A 16,406-nucleotide genomic window follows, 5' to 3' on the forward strand; every position below is an offset into this window, starting at 1 on the left:
TATCCATCACACATCTACCTCCAGGGCTTTTAAAACTTTTTCTGTTTCCGATAAATCACCAATCAGTTTTCGTTCGGGTAATGGTAGCTTTTTTATTAGCAATGGCAAGGCAATGAGTTGCTCCTTTTGGGCTAGTGCAACATCCTGATATACGTCAATGATATGTAATTCGTAACGGCCTTTTAAATAAACATCACAAATATTTCGAATGTTGGTTATGGCTCTAACAGAATTAGGGGAAGCGCCGGTAACAAACAACCGGAGTTTATATTCCGGTGGTGGTTTGGCTGCATTTTTAAGGTCATTAACCACACGTTGTTTTTTCATGTCATTTTTTTACAGGCCTTAAATCGAGACCTACCAAAACTTTTTCCTCATTTGATAGATCCCCAATTATTTTTCGTACTGGTATGGGTACTTTTCTTACCAGCGTGGGAATAGCAAGTATCTGGTCCCCGGCAGCTAATTGCGGATGTACTAGCAGATCTATTACCTCCAGTTCATACCGGTTGGCCAGGTGGTGCTCGCAATATCTTTTAAGGTTGATAAGCGCAGCAGTAGATTTTGGCGTATTGCCGGCGATATATAACCGCAACATCCATTTGTCATCTCTGGGCCTTGCAGTTTTAACTCTCGGTTTAGCCCGTTTTCCGGTCTTATTTTTTGTTGCTTTTACCATTTTCTATATTTCGGCTGTTACGGTTTTGAGTTAAGTGTTTCAGGTTCTTTTCCATGATCACTTTCTTTAATTCTTCCTCTACAAAAGTTTTGTTCAATTCATCGCGTACCGATTCAAACTCTTCATTCAGTGAAGCGATCTTGGCTTCCAACACCAACTTCTTGCGTTCAAGTTCACGGTCTTTGCGCGACAAAGCATAAGTGCGCATTTCGGCACCGGTCGCTTCCTGCAATTCCTGCGCTTGCCGGGCCGAACCTACCAAAATGCCATCAGGGCCCAGGTATACATCTACTAATTCCAGGCCATTGTTGGTAATAACAAATTCCCGCACCTGGTTGCTATGGCTCATGCCTCTTGATTTCATAATGTATATGCCCCGGTTGCGCTCACCATTGCCTTCCAGGTCACGCACCTGTATCCAGGCGTCTACAATAGAGGAAATGCCTTCATCGGCCTGTATCGACTTGTCTTTATCATACACAAGCGCAGTGAGCAATACGGTAATGCCTTCATTCTGTAAGAAATCGATCAAACGGATAAGCATTGATTTTACTTCACTGATAGAAGCAACAGATGTGAGGTTGGTGATCGGATCAATGATCACCGTACGCGGCTTGAACTTTTTTACTTTTTTGTGAATAGCTACCAGGTGCGATTCCAGCCCATACAGCGTAGGCCTGCTGGAATGGATCTGCAACAGCCCGGCATCGATATATTTCTTCAGATCGATTTTTATGGACTGCATGTTTCGGATGATCTGTTGAGGAGATTCCTCAAAAGCAAAAAAGAGGCTACGCTCTTTGCGCTGGCACGATGCTTCTGCAAAGTAAGCCGCAATACTGGTTTTGCCTGTTCCTGCTGTTCCGGATACCAGGATGGAACTGCCCCTGAAAAAACCTTTTCCGCCCAACATGGCATCCAGGCTTGGGATACCGCAGGATACCCGCTGTGAGGCCACTTCTCGTTTCAACAACAATGAAGTAACAGGTAATACAGAAATGCCATCTTCATCAATGAGGAATGGATATTCATTGGTGCCGTGTAATGAACCACGATACTTCACTACCCGCAAAAGCCTGGTGGAAATTTGATTGGTAACCCGGTGCTCTAACAGGATCACGCAATCTGAAACATACTCTTCAAGGCCATGCCGCGTTAACATGCCATGTCCTCTTTCGGCGGTGATGACCGCGGTAACGCCTTTGTTCTTAAGCCAACTGAAAAGCCTTCTCAATTCTGCCCGCAGAATGGCTTCATTCTCAAAACTGCCAAATAAGTTCTCGATCGTATCCAGCATTACCCGTTTGGCGCCAATGCTGTCAATGGCATGGTCTAACCGAATGAACAAACCATCCAGGTCGTATAACCCCGTTTCTTCAATTTCACTAAGGTCAACATGTACATGATCGATCCACAGGAGGCCATCTTTTTGCAGCTTTTTTAAATTAAAGCCCAGCGAAGCAACATTCAATGAAAGATCTTCCGCTTTTTCCTCAAAAACTAAAATAACACCCGGCTCCCTGAACTCTAAAGCTCCCCGAACAATAAACTCGATGGAAAAAAGCGTTTTGCCTGCTCCGGCATCGCCGCAAATAAGCGTAGGTCTGTGTGAAGGAATGCCGCCACCGGTAATTTCATCGAAACCATTAATACCGGTAAGGGTTTTTTGTAAAGAGGTCGTGTAATTTTTTTTTGATCTACCTGACATTAAAAAATATGGTTTTGTAATGTTGAAGAAGTAATATAAAAATGGAGCCAATGGAGCTCGTGGAAAAAATTCTACAAATTGAAGGCGTGTATGCGTAGGATCTGTCTTCGATTAATTTTTTTTATAATTTTACCTGATGCAGCAAAGACCCCAAAAAAAAATTTACCTGATTCTCATCCTGGGCTTGTTGACTGCAATCGGACCTTTTTCCATTGATATGTACCTGCCCGCCTTTCCGGATATAGCAAAAGGGTTACATACTTCGATAGCCCAGGTGATGTTATCATTGTCAAGCTTTTTTATTGGGATCTCTGCCGGACAATTGATATATGGCCCGCTATTAGAGCGGTTTGGACGAAAAAAGCCGTTGTACGTTGGTCTTTTCATTTACGTGCTGGCGTCACTGGGGTGCGCCCTGGCAACATCGGTGAATGCGTTGATCGGGCTTCGGCTGCTGCAGGCGCTGGGTGGTTGTGTAGGCATAGTGGCAGCACGCGCCATGGTGCGCGACCTGTTCGAAGTGACGGAAATTGCCAAAGTTTTTTCCATGCTGATGCTGGTGGTGGCCGTGTCGCCCATTATTGCACCCACGGCAGGTGGTTACATCACTTCTTTGTTGGGCTGGCGCTGGGTTTTCGTACTGTTGATGATCATTGATGTGCTCATTCTTACCGGCATTTATTTCTTATTGCCCGAAAGCAAAAAGCCAGATCCGAATTTCTCGCTGAAACCCAAACCTATCCTCAATAATTTTGCAGGCATCATCAGGCATCCGCAGTTTTACACGTATGCATTAACGGCAGCAATTTCGGCGGCAGGGTTGTACGCTTATATTGGCGGTTCGCCTTCTGTGTTTATGGATATATTTCACGTAAGTGAAAAACAATACGGATGGATATTTGCGCTGATCGCTATGGGCCTCATCGGCGCCAGCCAGATCAACAGTGTATTGTTGAAAAATTATACCAGCGAGCAGATCATTAAAGCCGCATTGGCCTGCCAGAGCATTATCGGGCTGGTGCTGGCCATCCTTACGATCGTGGGCTGGGGCGATCTGTTCATTACCATCTTTCTCATCTTTCTTTTTTTGTGTTGCCAGGGATTTACATTTCCCAATGCATCGGCCCTTTCTTTAGCGCCCTTTGGCCACAATGCAGGCAGCGCTTCGGCCCTGATGGGTTCCATTCAAATGAGTATTGGCGCCTGTGCATCGGCCCTGGTAAGTGTGCTGCAAAACAACACGGCTTTGCCCATGACCGGGGTAATGGCCTTTTGTGCTATGGGGGCTTTTTGTGTTTTTGGGTTGGGAAGAAGAATTATAACCCAAAAGGCGGCGGCAGCGGCGGTGGAAGAAGAAGAAGTGGAAATGATAAGTACGTTATAAAGAATAACCCGAATGTAGTATGTTTGCGGTTTAAATATTTCCCAGATGAAATATTCCCAATGGATTGGAATTGCGGCTTCTATTATTCTTGTTATCGCTGGTTTTATACCCTGGACGTTTCACCCCGACCTGAATAAAAATTTTACCGGGTTCTTTTCTGAAAATAATATTTATGGCAAACCGGGGAATGTGTTTATTGTGGTGTCGATAGTGGCCATTGTGTTTTTTTCCATTCAGCGTACCTGGGCCAAACGCTGGAACATGTTTATTTGCGCCATCATTTTATCATATGCCATAAAAAGCTTTATTGTTTTCTCCGGTTGTTATCGCGGTATTTGCCCGGATAAAAAAGCCGGGTTATGGATCATGCTTTTCTCTGCGATCGTTATGATGGCTATGTCGTTGTTTCCTGATATGAAGTTGAAGGAAGAGGAGAAGAAGAGTTAATGTAATACAAAGCTTCAGTTAAAGCCTAGGTTCCACTTAATTAGCTTACCAATTTTGCCAATCTGGTACCCCGGTAAATATCCTGCATGGAAAGTGATATGCTTATAGCTGGTATTTGAATTGTTTTCCATTTTAGTTCAGTTAGTTCATAAGTTATTTACTCACGAACTAAATAACTTATGAACTGAATAACTGGTTGCCTATAAACTCTCCAGACTCTTTTTAATGATCCCCACACATTCCAATATTTGCTCTCTGTTAATGACTAACGGTGGTGCAAACCTGATCTTATCGCCGTGTGTAGGTTTGGCGAGCAACCCGTTGTCTTTTAAGGTAAGACATAAATTCCATGCGGCATTTTTATCAGGGTGATCTATTACAATGGCATTCAGCAAACCTTTTCCGCGTACAACGGAAATGTAAGGTGATTGCAGCGCCTGTAACTCTTTCCGTAATAATTCGCCCATAGCATTGGCATTAGCCGCCATATTTTCTTCTTTTAAAACCGTCAGGGCTTCAATGGCAACGCGGCAGGCCAGCGGGTTACCACCATACGTAGACCCATGTTCGCCGGGTTTTATGGTAAGCATAATAGGATCGTTGGCCAATACAGCCGAAACCGGTAGGGTTCCGCCGCTCAACGCTTTACCAAGTATCAGAATATCGGGTTGTACATTTTCATGGTCGCAAGCCAGCATATTACCGGTGCGGCACAAGCCCGTTTGTATTTCATCGGCAATGAATAATACATTGGCAGCTTCGCAATATTGCTTGGCACGCGCCAGGTAACCATCATCAGGCAAAACAACACCTGCTTCACCCTGAATAGGTTCAACCAGGAAGCCGGCCACGTTGGTGTTCTGTAATGCTTTTTCAAGTGCCGGCAGATCATTGTATGGAATAACTGTAAAGCCCGGCATATACGGACCGAACTGGTTACGCGATGAAGGATCGGTGCTGAAGGAGATCACGGTGCTGGTACGGCCATGAAAGTTTTCGCTGCATACAATGATAGTGGCTTTGTTTTCAGGAATGCCTTTAACGGCGTATCCCCAGCGACGGCACAGTTTGATGGCCGTTTCTACCGCTTCAACCCCTGTGTTCATAGGCAGCACCTTATTGTACCCGAAATATTGGGTGATAAACTCCGAATACTCGCCCAGGGCGTCGCTGTAAAATGCCCTTGAGGTGAGCGTTAGTTTTTGTGCCTGTAATATAAAAGCAGCAATGATCTTCGGATGGCAATGTCCCTGGTTCACGGCTGAGTAACCGCTCAGGAAATCATAGTAGCGTTTGCCATCAACATCCCATACATATACGCCTTCTCCTTTTTGCAACACTACAGGCAGGGGATGATAATTATGCGCGCCATATTGTTCTTCAAGATCGAGATAATATTTCGTTTTGTCAGATAACGTGGAAACCATAAGCAGGTAAAATAAAATAATTATAAATAAGCAATGATATAATGAAACAGTTGCCTTATTGAAAATTGGATTGTAGCAGTAATGGATACAATGCTTTTGATGCTGGCCCCAACAAAGTTGAGACCAGTTAGTCATTATCCTCGATGATTCAGAAAATCGAGGTTGTAGTGAAGAAAGTGTAGTATGTAGGCTTTGTAGTAGATAATGATATCTATTTGTGCAAATATAATCAATTTAGGCGAGGGCTAAAATGATCAGTTTATTAAACTACTAAATATATAGACAAATCATTGCAGCTCAAACACGGCATAGTGCACAGGCCATTGTATAGCAGGCAGTTGTTGTTTGGGGAAGATGCCATAGAAACAGGACCCGCTACCTGTCATAGACGCATACAGGGCGCCTGAATTGTACAACTTTTCTTTGATGGCCTGTAATTCGGGATGGTGTTTGCAAACGGGTGCTTCAAAATCGTTCTTCAATAACTTTTGCCAGTTGGCAATTGGTTGTTGAATGATCTCTTTCAAGGGTTGCGACGATGGGGCAGGAGTGAGGTGTGAAAACGCCCAACCGGTATTGATATGCACGCCCGGATGCACTACTAAAAATGAATAAGCAGACAGATCGAGTTGTATGCCCTGCAACAATTCGCCGCGGCCGGTTGCAAAGCATGGTTTGTTGATGATGAAGAAAGGACAGTCGCTACCGAGTTGGAGGGAATAATCGAGCAGCCTTTCGCGGGAGATATTCAGTTGAAATTTTTCGTTCAGTAATTGCAGGGTAAAAGCGCCATCAGCAGAACCACCGCCTAAACCAGCACCCATGGGAATTGCTTTGTGCAGGTACATATCAATGTCGGCAAGCTGTGGGTGATCTTTCTTCAGTAAGTTGTAGGCCTTAATACAAAGGTTATCTTCTGCTTTCCCTTGCACGGGCAGGCCGCTCATGTGAATCGCGACAGGCCCGAAATGCTCTTTTGAGCTATGACCTTCAGGCGTTTCACGTTTCACGTTTGCCGTTTCACGTTTCAGTACTTCCAGCGCATCCCTTAAAGGCAAAGGATAGAAAATGGTTTCCAGGTCGTGGTAACCATCGTCACGTTTGCGAATTACGTGAAGCCCGAGATTTATTTTGCAATTAGGGAAAACAATCAAAGAGAAAGATTTTGTGATTCAGATAGGCATAATGGTTTGATGGCTTGATTGTTTGATGGTTACGCCTTCTGACAACCATTAAGCCATCCAGCCAACTAACAATCTATCCTCTGTTGCGTTTGCGGGCGTTGATTTCGTCGCGAATAGCTATGGCCCGGATATAATCTTCCATTTCCAGCACCTCGTTTAACAAGGTGTTCAGCTCATCCAGCGTCAATGTTTTTAAGTCGTCGGTACCGGCAGAAGATTCGGCAGCCACTGCTTCGCGGGGCTGTTTTTTCTTGCCAGATGGGTCTTCCATTAAAATACCGGCGCTTTCGAGAATATTATCGTAAGTATAAATAGGACATCCGAAGCGAACGGCCAGGGCCAACGCATCGGATGTTCTTGAATCAATTTCTACTGTATCATGTTCACTCACACACACGAGCTTAGAATAGAAAATGCCCTCTTGCAGGTCGCAGATCACGATCTCCTGCAGATCAATGTTGAAAGCATTCATGAAATTTTTCATCAGGTCGTGCGTGAGGGGACGACTTGGATGCATTTTTTCCAGTGCCACAGCTATAGCTTGCGCTTCAAAGCCCCCGATTACGATCGGCAGCCGGCGCAACCCGTTTACTTCTCCCAACACCACAGCATAGGAATGAGTTTGAGTAATGCTGTGTGACAAGGCAACTATTTCCAACTCTATTTTCTTCATAACGAAAGCACGAAACTAAGGGTTTTTATTCAAAAAATGAGCCCAAATCATTTAACCTCATTTCATTGAATCAACCGGGTTAATTTATGCCATTCCTTTCAGCTTTTTAACCGCTTCCGTTATTTTGGGTAGAACGTCAAATGCATCACCCACAATACCATAGTCGGCCGCTTTAAAGAAGGGGGCCTCGGGGTCTTTATTTATAACCACTATCACCTTGCTGCGGTTCACGCCTGCCAGGTGCTGAATGGCTCCCGAAATGCCGACTGCAATATATAAATTAGGCGCTATAGTAAGACCAGTTTGTCCAACATGCTCGTGATGCGGGCGCCAGTGCTCATCAGCCACCGGGCGGCTGCAGGCTGTGGCCGCACCCAGTACATGGGCCAGGTTTTCGATGAGTCCCCAGTTATCAGGCCCTTTCAAACCGCGTCCGCCACTTACCACAACTTCAGCTTCGCTTAATGGTACTTCGCCAGAGGCTTTGTTCACGGCTTTTATTTTTACTTTAGGCGCTGCTACTGTTGCGGAAAAAGGAGCCACTTCCGCAGTGCCTGTACCTTCCACCACCTGGTACGAATTGGGGTTAAGGCTGATAATTTTTATATCGGAATTAATAGTTACGTTGGCAAAGGCCTTCCCCGAAAAAACGTTTTTCTTTACGGTGAATCCGTTGGCAGTTTCCGGCAGGCCAACAGCCCCGGGAACCAATCCCGCTTTAAGGCGGGCAGCCAGGCGGGGCGCAATAGCTTTACCATCAACGTTGTTAGAAAATATGATCACTTTTGACCCCGCAGCTTGCGCCACCTGGGCAATTACATTTGTGAATACCTGTGCATCGAAATGATTGAGGGCATCACTGGCCACATGATGAATTTTTTTCACACCGTATTTACCCAGTGCCGATAAATCGCCCTGAACGGCGCCTAATACCACCCCTTCGGCAGATGTGCCTAATTGTTCGGCTACTTTAGCGCCATAGCTTAATACTTCGTAAGAGGCTTTTTTTACGTGGCCATCGGCCTGATCTATAAATATTAATACTGACATGGAAGGCAATTTGAAAATTTGAAAATGTGAAAATGTGCTAATGCAAAACAGCAAACACCAGGCTCACTACACATTTTCGGGTTTTTTGATGAGTAAAGAACTGAACGTACAAGAGTGCGACGCAACGGAAGATGAGACGCGATATAAGGCCTGGTACATCATTTTCTTCCCGGCTCAGCCGGAACTAATTTGAGCATTTGCTAATTAAATAATCTTCGCTTCTTCGTGTAACAAACGCACCAGTTCGGCCGGGTTATCGGCGGGGATCAGTTTTACACCCGCTTTGGCCGGCGGTAATTCAAAACTGGCCACGGTTGTAAGGGTATCGGCAGCAGCAGGCTCCAACACTTTTAACGGTTTGGTGCGCGCGCTCATAATACCCTTCATGTTAGGAATACGCTGTTCGGCCATTCCTTTCTGACAACTAACTACAACGGGCAAATTAACTTCACACATTTCTTCGCCGCCTTCTATTTCGCGGGTAATGGTAGCGGTAGTTCCGTTCAATTCAAATTTTATTGCGAGCGATACGTAAGGCATATCAAGCAATTCGGCCACCATGCCACCGATGGATGAACCATTAAAGTCGATGGTTTCTTTACCGGTAAAAACGAGATCGTAGTTACCTTGTTTTGCAACATCGGCAATTTGCGAAGCAATATAAAAGCTATCGGTGCTGGTGGTATTTATACGGATAGCTTCATCGCCGCCCAACGCCAGGGCCTTGCGGATAACCGGCTCGGCATCGGCGCCACCCACATTGATGAGGTGTAGTACCGTAGAAGGATCTTTTTCTTTTAGTTCAATAGCGCGAACCAGCGCATACCATTCGTCATATGGATTGATGATCCACTGTACGTTATCCTGTGCAAATTTCGTATTGTTATCGGTGAAAGCTATTTTTGCCGTGGTATCCGGCGTTTTGCTGATGCAAACTAATATCTTCATTGGCAAATAGATTTAATAGTTCATTGGTTGTTTATGCAACCATCTTATATACAAATATAAGTGCCATAAAGATACATTTTGATATTTTATGGATTTTTTAATTGAGGAAACATGGACCGCATAACCCGATTGAAGGAATTTTTGCAGGCCACCCCTGGCGATAATTTTCTGAAACACGCGCTGGCATTGGAATACATTAAAATTGGCGACGATTCAACTGCCCGGGGTATTTTTGAGGAAATACTTACGCAGGACCCCGGTTATATAGGATCTTATTATCATTTGGCTAAATTACTTGAGCGCACCGGCGATACCGATGCAGCCATTCAGTGGTATGAAAAGGGAATGGAAGCCGCCAAAACAGCGGGTGACAAGCATGCATATGGCGAGCTGAGAAGTGCGTATGAGGAGCTCACTTTTTAAAACCAAATTCCAAGAACCAAACAAAAATACCAAATGCGGGATTTGGGCTTTTCAAATTGAGATTTGTTGTTTGGAATTTTTTTGTGATTTGCGATTTGTAATTTGAATTTTTCCCATGGATTTACTGCAACGATTTCAGCAATACATTTTTGATCATCATCTTTTTTCACCAAAGGATACTTTAATACTGGCCGTGAGCGGTGGTGTTGATTCGGTGGTGCTGTGTGAACTATGCCATCAGGCTGGCTATTCATTTGTAATTGCACATTGCAACTTTAACCTGAGAGGAGCGGAGAGTGAACGCGATGCCGATTTTGTACAACAATTGGCGCATAAGTATAACGTTTCGTTTCTGATAAAGGAATTTGATACAAAGGCGTATGTCGATACGCATAAATTATCTATCCAGGAAGCTGCGCGGGCATTAAGGTATGGGTGGTTTGCGGAAATACTGAAGTCAGAAGTTGGAGGTCAGAAGCCGGAGACGGAAAATAGGAAAGAAAATGTCATGCGGGAAAACAAAAAAAGCGGAGGACCAACCACAAACCATAAACCACCAACCACAAACGTACTCCTCACCGCCCACCATCTCGATGACAACATAGAAACCATGCTGATGCATTTTTTCAGGGGAACGGGCATTCATGGTTTGCGCGGCATGTTACCGAAACAAGGCGATATCGTACGGCCATTGCTGTTTGCCCGAAAAGAAGAGTTGAAAAAATACGCCACAGAAAATAAACTCAGTTGGGTAGAGGACAGTTCCAATGCCCTGGATAAATATTCACGAAACTATTTCCGCAATCAGCTCATTCCCTTAGTGCAAAAGATTTATCCCGAAGCAGAAAATAACCTGGTGGCCAACCTGCGCCGTTTTGCCGATATGGAGTTATTATATGAACAAGCCGTGGAGCAGCATAAGAAAAAGTTGCTGGAATATAAAGGAGGTGAAGTACACATCCCTGTACTGAAGCTGCAAAAATCGCAGCCATTGCATTCCATTGTGTATGAAATAATAAAAGACTTTGGGTGCTCGCCGGCTCAGGTAGAAGAAGTGGCCCGTTTGCTGGGCAGTGAATCGGGCCGGTATGTGCAATCGGCTACGCATCGCATTATAAAAAACCGGCGCTGGCTCATCATAGCACCGGTTCAGGCTGAACAGGCGCAAACGCTGGCTATAGATGAAGAGGAGAACAAGGTTGTATTTGAAAATGGGAAACTCGTTTTTGAATCTTTAAGTAATAAGAATGTACAACTGATCAATGACCCTTCCATGGCCTTCATTGATCGCGCTGACCTGCAATTCCCGTTACTGCTGCGTAAATGGAAAAAGGGCGATTATTTTTATCCGCTCGGATTAAAAAAGAAAAAGAAACTCGCCCGGTTCTTCATAGATCAAAAACTATCGCTTACCGATAAAGAAAAAGTTTGGGTACTGGAAAGCAATAAAAAAGTGGTGTGGGTGGTTGGACTTCGGATTGATGATCGATTTAAAATCACCGATGCTACCCGACAGGTGTTGCGAATACGTTTTGAAAATTTATGAAAGGTTTCATGGTTTGATGGCTTCACTGTTTAATGGTTATGCGCTCCGGATTAGGGGCATCGCAATAAATTCGACCGGCTGAACTACGAGTAATTCAACAATTTAGCCATTAAGCAATTCAACAATCAAAATTCACCATTCTGCCTGCCGTTAGGAGAATCTGCTTGCAAAGGCCCGTATTTTATCAATGAATTCTTCCAGTACATGGTAATCGGAGAACAAATAGCTGACGACAATTAAAAAGGCAATGCCATACAAGGCGCCAAAGATGTGGGCCGAGTGATTGATGTTACCACCGCCCCGTTTATCCAACCAGGAAGAGATAACCAGGTAAAGCAAACCAAAAACAAAGGCGGGCAAGCTCAATGATGGCGGTAAAAATATCAAACCTATTTTTTGAAGCGGATTGAGTAAGATATAAGCAAAGATCACCGCTGAAACTGCGCCGGAAGCACCCAGACTCCTGTAGTATTCATCTGTTTTATGTTTGGCGTAGGTGGGTAACAGGCAGGCAAAAAGCGAGGTAATATATAATAACAGGTAAAGCAGTTTTCCTTTTTCATGGAAAATTCGAATAAAGTTTTCTTCTACGTTATCGCCAAACATGTAAAAAGCATACATGTTGAAGAACAGGTGACCATAATCGGCATGAATAAGGCCACAGGTTAAAAAGCGGTACCATTGTTTGTTGTAGGTTACGGCTGGCGGGTCAAAAATGAAATCGTTGTATACTTTATCATTACTAAAGGCTGCAATAGAAACCACTACTGTAATGATAATAATGATCAGGGTTATTGTCATTGCTTTTTATTGATGGCCAAAAATAGTAAGAAACGTGTTATACAGCACACATTATCAGGAAGTATGACGAATTGGTGAATGCTGGGTGCATAACAGAAAAGAATAAGGGTAAATGGTGATTTTATTTTCCCAAAACGAAATGTTAATTCCGGTTTTGGAACAAATTTAAGTAGTCTTACGGTGGTATAATTGCTATAATTTAATTATTTTCATGCTCCATTATTGTTTTCAATGTGTTGAAAACCAATAAGTGATGAGTGTTTTGTGGCGTTGCTCGATTCTTTTGGCACTGCCGCCCGATTGGCATGGTACACGGCTTGCCATATATATAATGTGCAAATGTGAAAATGCCCGCCAGTTCGAAGCCTTAACGAAGGCGGGTGCTAAGGAAAATGCAGGGACAGCAGCACAAACTAAATTTGGATATAGTCTTCATAGGTATAGAAATGCCCCCGACTACGGTCGGGGTTTTTTCATTTTGATCACCGACAAGTTTTGATAGGTTCTTAGGATCAGGTATGAGGGGTTGTTGAGAAAAGAAGAATTAGAGTACCCCCTTGCCTGCATCATTGAAAGAAGCTATTTTGAACGCCATTGTGCATAAAAAAATGCTGGCCCAACTTGATATTAATCTTCGATTATGTCGGATATGTCTGATAAATGTCGGATAGATAGAACTCCCTACCTTTGGCACTAATCCATCGTATGCCAGGTAACATTTTATTAATCGATGATGAAGAACAGCTTCGGAAATTATTGAGCCGTATTATTTCACTGGAAGGATTTACGGTTGAACAGGCCGGTACTTTAAAAAGCGCCTGGTCGTTGCTTGCTCAAAAAGAACCGGATATAGTTTTATGCGATGTAAAATTGCCAGATGGCGATGGGGTTCGGTTTGTTAAAGAACTAAAGGAAAAGTATCCCCTCGTCGAGATCATTCTATTAACTGCATTTGGAAATATTCCCGATGGCGTTCAGTCCATCAAAAATGGGGCTTTTGATTATATAACAAAAGGCAACGATAACGATCGCATTGTACCATTGTTATACCAGGCTTTAGATAAAGCGAATGCGCAAAAAAGATCAGCCATAAAAATCAAGGAGAAAGGCGCCTATACCTTTAATGACATTATTGGCCATAGCACCCGGCTGCAACAAGCCATTCAACTAGCGCAGAAAATTGCACCTGCCAGTACCAATGTATTGTTGTTGGGAGAAACGGGGACCGGGAAAGAAGTGTTTGCCAATGCCATTCATGCGCACAGCAAACGAAATGATAAAGCTATAGTTGCTATCAACTGCAGCGCGTTCGCCAAAGATCTGTTAGAAGGAGAATTGTTCGGACATAAAGCCGGCGCTTATACGGGCGCTGCAAAAGATAAGAAAGGATTGATTGAACTGGCCGATGGCGGCACCCTGTTCCTGGATGAGATTGGCGAAATGAATATTGACCTGCAGGCCAAACTGCTGCGCGTAATTGAAAATGGTGAATTTATAAAACTGGGCGATGTAAAAACCACTAAAGTAAATGTGCGCATTATTGCTGCTACCAATAGAGACCTGGTAAAAGCGGTAGCCGATGGAAGTTTTCGCGAAGATCTGTATTACCGGTTGAATGTCTTTACCATTTCACTGCCGGCCTTGCGCGATCATGCAGAAGATATTCCCGTACTGGCCAATCATTTTTTAGCATATTATGCCGCCAAAGAAAACAGACCAATGTTACATCTGCATATAGATGCTTTGCAATTGCTGCAACAGCATGCCTGGAAAGGCAACATTCGCGAGTTACGTAATGTGCTGGAAAGGGCAACGATCATGGCCGATAGCGATACCATTCACCCGGAACATTTGCCTTTTGAGATCCAAGATAAAGGTTCTACGAACCTTTCCTTAGCCAGCGTGGAAAAAGATCATATTCAAAAAGTACTGCACTATACCAAAGGCAATAAAACAAAAACAGCGGTGTTGCTGGGAATTGGGCTTACTACGTTGTATAGGAAGATGGAGGAATATAAGATTGAATAAGGAATTGCTGATTTAGAGATTTCGGGATTTCGAGATTTGGAAAAAAGTTAAACATAAAGGAATCCCCAAATCTCAAAATCCGGAAATCAGAAATTACAAACTACTGTCTCTCCAACGGCGGATGCTGTACCGCATTAACCACCACCGGGTATTTTTCAACCGTTACATTACTGGGGTCAAGGCCAAAATTGATTGACTCTTTTACGCTCAGGTATTTCAGGTTGAAATAGCTTTTCATTAAAATGTTTTTCCAGAAAGGCATGTCGTTTTCATACGACAGGAAGCTTTCCATGATCAGGAACTTGAAATCCCCGATCCTGCTTTCCTGGTAATGCTGTTCATGTCTTGTTGATACATCTACCTCCTGGGTTTTTACCAATTCATTCACTACCTGTCTGAAATAATAATCAATGCGCGGTTCTATGCGAAAACCCAAATTAAATTCAATATAGTATAAGTCATCTTTAACGATGGTTTCTACATGGTAACGCATAGCATAAGGTTCATTCAGTACATTCACGTGCACAAACCAATAGATGTCTGCCCGCTTGGGCGATTTTGACAAAATAGAATTCAGCGCTGACTTTTCAATTTTGCGTGGCGACCCCGAACTGGTCAGGTATACCAGGTTGGTAGCATATTTCGGGATCTTTTCATCCAGGCTTAACCGTTTTAATAAAGGAATGTATTCCTCAATAGGCACCATTTTCTTCAGGCTATTGGTAATGGTACGTCCTTTCCGCCATACATACATAATGGCGAATAATATAGCGCCAATGATCAGGGTTATCCAACCGCCTTCTTTTATTTTTTGCAGGTTGGCCGTCAAAAAACCTAATTCTATCACCAGGAATAAACCTGTTATCAATACCACCCATATCATGGGTACCCGTTTGGCATGTAAATAAAAATTGATCAGCACGGTACTCATCAGCATGGTAAGCGTAACGCTTAACCCGAATGCGGCTTCCATTTTAGTAGATTCCTTAAAGTACAATACCATGCCCAGGCAGCCTGCCATCAATAACCAGTTTAAAAAAGGAATGTATAGCTGTCCTTTTATGTTACCGGGGAACAATACGCGGTGACGAGGCCAAATATCTAAACGAATGGCTTCGTTTACCAGCGTAAAGCAACCGCTGATCAACGCCTGGCTGGCAATAATAGTTGCCAGGGTAGCAATGGCTAATGTAGGAATGTATATCGCATCCGGAACAATGTGATAGAACGGACTTACAGTATCCAGTGGCTGACCGGTATGTTGCAGCAACCAGGCAGTTTGTCCGGCATAACTTAAGATCAGCATGATCTTGATATAGATCCAGCTTATGCGAATGTTATTTCTACCACAGTGGCCCATATCACTGTATAAGGCTTCAGCACCCGTAGTACAAAGGAAGATGCTGCCTAATAACCAGAAACCACCTGGTACTTCTTTTAACATTACATAGGCATAGTAGGGGTTCAACGCCTTAAATACGCCGGGTTCATGGCTAAGCGCCATCACACCCAATACGCCAATGAACGTGAACCATACAACCATCACGGGACCAAACACCTTACCGATCTTATCTGTACCAAATTGCTGAAACGTGAATAACAGAATAAGAATAACAATGATGATGGGGACCGTATCGATGTTCGGATTTATTTTTTGTAACCCTTCAATTGCAGAAGCTACGGAAATAGGCGGCGTGATAATACCATCGGCCATTAAAAAAGCACCGCCTGCCATGGCAGGGATCAGCAACCACTTGCCCCAGAAACGCCTGATAAGGGCATAGAGTGAGAAAATACCGCCTTCCCCCTTATTGTCGGCCTGCAGGGTGATGATCACATATTTAAGTGTAGTTTGGAAGAAGAGTGTCCAGAAGATGGCCGATAAGGCGCCCAAAGCCACCTCTTCAGTAATGACCCGATGATGAAAAACAGCGTTCAATGTGTATAACGGAGAAGTACCGATATCACCAAATACGATACCGGTAGCAATTAAAATGCCTGCTGCAGTGATCTTCTTGTGAAATACAGCCGGTGATGATGATGAACTCATTTTATTTCCTGTTTTAAACCTGCCGAAAAATGGGTAAGCCTGTACTGTTGAACAGGCT

The 16,406-nt window shown here is 43.8% G+C and carries 15 protein-coding genes; 5 read left to right on the forward strand and 10 right to left on the reverse strand.

Annotated features, from left to right (window positions below):
• Positions 1–6 precede the first annotated feature (6 nt).
• From FAM09_RS10340 to kaiC, 3 genes are read right to left on the reverse strand one after another with little or no spacing between them, the layout of a single operon-like run.
• Positions 7–327 carry a circadian clock KaiB family protein gene (locus FAM09_RS10340; protein WP_136577009.1) on the reverse strand — a complete coding sequence of 107 codons (321 nt, stop codon included), beginning with the start codon at positions 325–327 and terminating at the stop codon, positions 7–9.
• 1 nt (position 328) lies between these two features.
• Positions 329–679 carry a circadian clock KaiB family protein gene (locus tag FAM09_RS10345; RefSeq protein ID WP_136577010.1) on the reverse strand — a complete coding sequence of 117 codons (351 nt, stop codon included), beginning with the start codon at positions 677–679 and terminating at the stop codon, positions 329–331.
• Positions 657–2,387: a circadian clock protein KaiC gene (gene kaiC, locus FAM09_RS10350; RefSeq protein ID WP_136577011.1), complete on the reverse strand. Its 1,731-nt coding sequence runs from the start codon at positions 2,385–2,387 to the stop codon at positions 657–659. The genes FAM09_RS10345 and kaiC overlap by 23 nt, the downstream gene beginning before the upstream one ends.
• Positions 2,388–2,523: 136 nt before the next feature.
• On the opposite strand from kaiC, the gene FAM09_RS10355 reads away from it, so the two are divergent.
• Positions 2,524–3,771, forward strand: a complete 1,248-nt coding sequence (locus FAM09_RS10355; RefSeq protein ID WP_136577012.1) for a multidrug effflux MFS transporter — start codon at positions 2,524–2,526, stop codon at positions 3,769–3,771.
• 45 nt (positions 3,772–3,816) lie between these two features.
• The gene (locus FAM09_RS10360) at positions 3,817–4,218 is read left to right on the forward strand and encodes a hypothetical protein (protein ID WP_136577013.1); all 402 of its coding nucleotides are present in this window, start codon (positions 3,817–3,819) and stop codon (positions 4,216–4,218) included.
• A gap of 200 nt (positions 4,219–4,418) precedes the next feature.
• Here FAM09_RS10360 and rocD read toward each other — a convergent pair whose 3' ends face one another.
• The 5 genes from rocD to FAM09_RS10385 all read right to left on the reverse strand — a co-directional run bounded on the left by rocD (position 4,419) and on the right by FAM09_RS10385 (position 9,500).
• Entirely contained in the window at positions 4,419–5,645 is a 1,227-nt protein-coding gene (gene rocD, locus FAM09_RS10365) for an ornithine--oxo-acid transaminase (RefSeq protein ID WP_136577014.1), read from the reverse strand.
• A gap of 287 nt (positions 5,646–5,932) precedes the next feature.
• Positions 5,933–6,799, reverse strand: a complete 867-nt coding sequence (gene ispE / locus FAM09_RS10370; RefSeq protein ID WP_136577015.1) for a 4-(cytidine 5'-diphospho)-2-C-methyl-D-erythritol kinase — start codon at positions 6,797–6,799, stop codon at positions 5,933–5,935.
• 103 nt (positions 6,800–6,902) lie between these two features.
• Positions 6,903–7,502, reverse strand: coding sequence for a bifunctional nuclease family protein (locus tag FAM09_RS10375; RefSeq protein ID WP_136577016.1), 600 nt, complete (start codon positions 7,500–7,502; stop codon positions 6,903–6,905).
• Between the two features lie 84 nt (positions 7,503–7,586).
• Positions 7,587–8,552 carry an electron transfer flavoprotein subunit alpha/FixB family protein gene (locus FAM09_RS10380; RefSeq protein ID WP_136577017.1) on the reverse strand — a complete coding sequence of 322 codons (966 nt, stop codon included), beginning with the start codon at positions 8,550–8,552 and terminating at the stop codon, positions 7,587–7,589.
• Positions 8,553–8,756: 204 nt separating this feature from the next.
• Positions 8,757–9,500 carry an electron transfer flavoprotein subunit beta/FixA family protein gene (locus tag FAM09_RS10385; RefSeq protein ID WP_136577018.1) on the reverse strand — a complete coding sequence of 248 codons (744 nt, stop codon included), beginning with the start codon at positions 9,498–9,500 and terminating at the stop codon, positions 8,757–8,759.
• A 111-nt stretch (positions 9,501–9,611) separates the two neighbouring features.
• On the opposite strand from FAM09_RS10385, the gene FAM09_RS10390 reads away from it, so the two are divergent.
• Complete coding sequence (locus FAM09_RS10390) at positions 9,612–9,923, forward strand: tetratricopeptide repeat protein (RefSeq protein WP_136577019.1); 312 nt, start codon at positions 9,612–9,614, stop codon at positions 9,921–9,923.
• Between the two features lie 115 nt (positions 9,924–10,038).
• A complete protein-coding gene (gene tilS, locus FAM09_RS10395; RefSeq protein WP_136577020.1) occupies positions 10,039–11,469 on the forward strand; it encodes a tRNA lysidine(34) synthetase TilS in 1,431 nt (476 codons plus the stop codon).
• Positions 11,470–11,619: 150 nt separating this feature from the next.
• On the opposite strand, the gene FAM09_RS10400 is transcribed toward tilS, so the two are convergent.
• Positions 11,620–12,270: a rhomboid family intramembrane serine protease gene (locus FAM09_RS10400; protein WP_136577021.1), complete on the reverse strand. Its 651-nt coding sequence runs from the start codon at positions 12,268–12,270 to the stop codon at positions 11,620–11,622.
• Positions 12,271–12,975: 705 nt separating this feature from the next.
• Here FAM09_RS10400 and FAM09_RS10405 point away from each other — a divergent pair.
• A complete protein-coding gene (locus FAM09_RS10405) occupies positions 12,976–14,298 on the forward strand; it encodes a sigma-54-dependent transcriptional regulator (protein ID WP_136577022.1) in 1,323 nt (440 codons plus the stop codon).
• 100 nt (positions 14,299–14,398) lie between these two features.
• Here FAM09_RS10405 and FAM09_RS10410 read toward each other — a convergent pair whose 3' ends face one another.
• Complete coding sequence (locus tag FAM09_RS10410) at positions 14,399–16,348, reverse strand: KUP/HAK/KT family potassium transporter (protein ID WP_136577023.1); 1,950 nt, start codon at positions 16,346–16,348, stop codon at positions 14,399–14,401.
• Positions 16,349–16,406 lie beyond the last annotated feature (58 nt).

The organism is Niastella caeni, from assembly GCF_004834005.1.
In the GTDB taxonomy this organism is placed as follows: Bacteria; Bacteroidota; Bacteroidia; order Chitinophagales; family Chitinophagaceae; genus Niastella; species Niastella caeni.

Excerpts from the sequence above, each read along its gene's own strand:
- FAM09_RS10375 (WP_136577016.1), bottom strand. The coding sequence starts at position 7,502 with ATGAAGAAAATAGAGTTGGAAATAGTTGCCTTGTCACACAGCATTACT.
- kaiC (WP_136577011.1), bottom strand. The coding sequence starts at position 2,387 with ATGTCAGGTAGATCAAAAAAAAATTACACGACCTCTTTACAAAAAACC.
- FAM09_RS10400 (WP_136577021.1), bottom strand. The coding sequence starts at position 12,270 with ATGACAATAACCCTGATCATTATTATCATTACAGTAGTGGTTTCTATT.
- FAM09_RS10355 (WP_136577012.1), top strand. The coding sequence starts at position 2,524 with ATGCAGCAAAGACCCCAAAAAAAAATTTACCTGATTCTCATCCTGGGC.
- FAM09_RS10405 (WP_136577022.1), top strand. The coding sequence starts at position 12,976 with ATGCCAGGTAACATTTTATTAATCGATGATGAAGAACAGCTTCGGAAA.
- FAM09_RS10340 (WP_136577009.1), bottom strand. The coding sequence starts at position 327 with ATGAAAAAACAACGTGTGGTTAATGACCTTAAAAATGCAGCCAAACCA.
- FAM09_RS10390 (WP_136577019.1), top strand. The coding sequence starts at position 9,612 with ATGGACCGCATAACCCGATTGAAGGAATTTTTGCAGGCCACCCCTGGC.
- FAM09_RS10385 (WP_136577018.1), bottom strand. The coding sequence starts at position 9,500 with ATGAAGATATTAGTTTGCATCAGCAAAACGCCGGATACCACGGCAAAA.
- FAM09_RS10380 (WP_136577017.1), bottom strand. The coding sequence starts at position 8,552 with ATGTCAGTATTAATATTTATAGATCAGGCCGATGGCCACGTAAAAAAA.
- FAM09_RS10345 (WP_136577010.1), bottom strand. The coding sequence starts at position 679 with ATGGTAAAAGCAACAAAAAATAAGACCGGAAAACGGGCTAAACCGAGA.
- FAM09_RS10360 (WP_136577013.1), top strand. The coding sequence starts at position 3,817 with ATGAAATATTCCCAATGGATTGGAATTGCGGCTTCTATTATTCTTGTT.
- tilS (WP_136577020.1), top strand. The coding sequence starts at position 10,039 with ATGGATTTACTGCAACGATTTCAGCAATACATTTTTGATCATCATCTT.
- rocD (WP_136577014.1), bottom strand. The coding sequence starts at position 5,645 with ATGGTTTCCACGTTATCTGACAAAACGAAATATTATCTCGATCTTGAA.
- FAM09_RS10410 (WP_136577023.1), bottom strand. The coding sequence starts at position 16,348 with ATGAGTTCATCATCATCACCGGCTGTATTTCACAAGAAGATCACTGCA.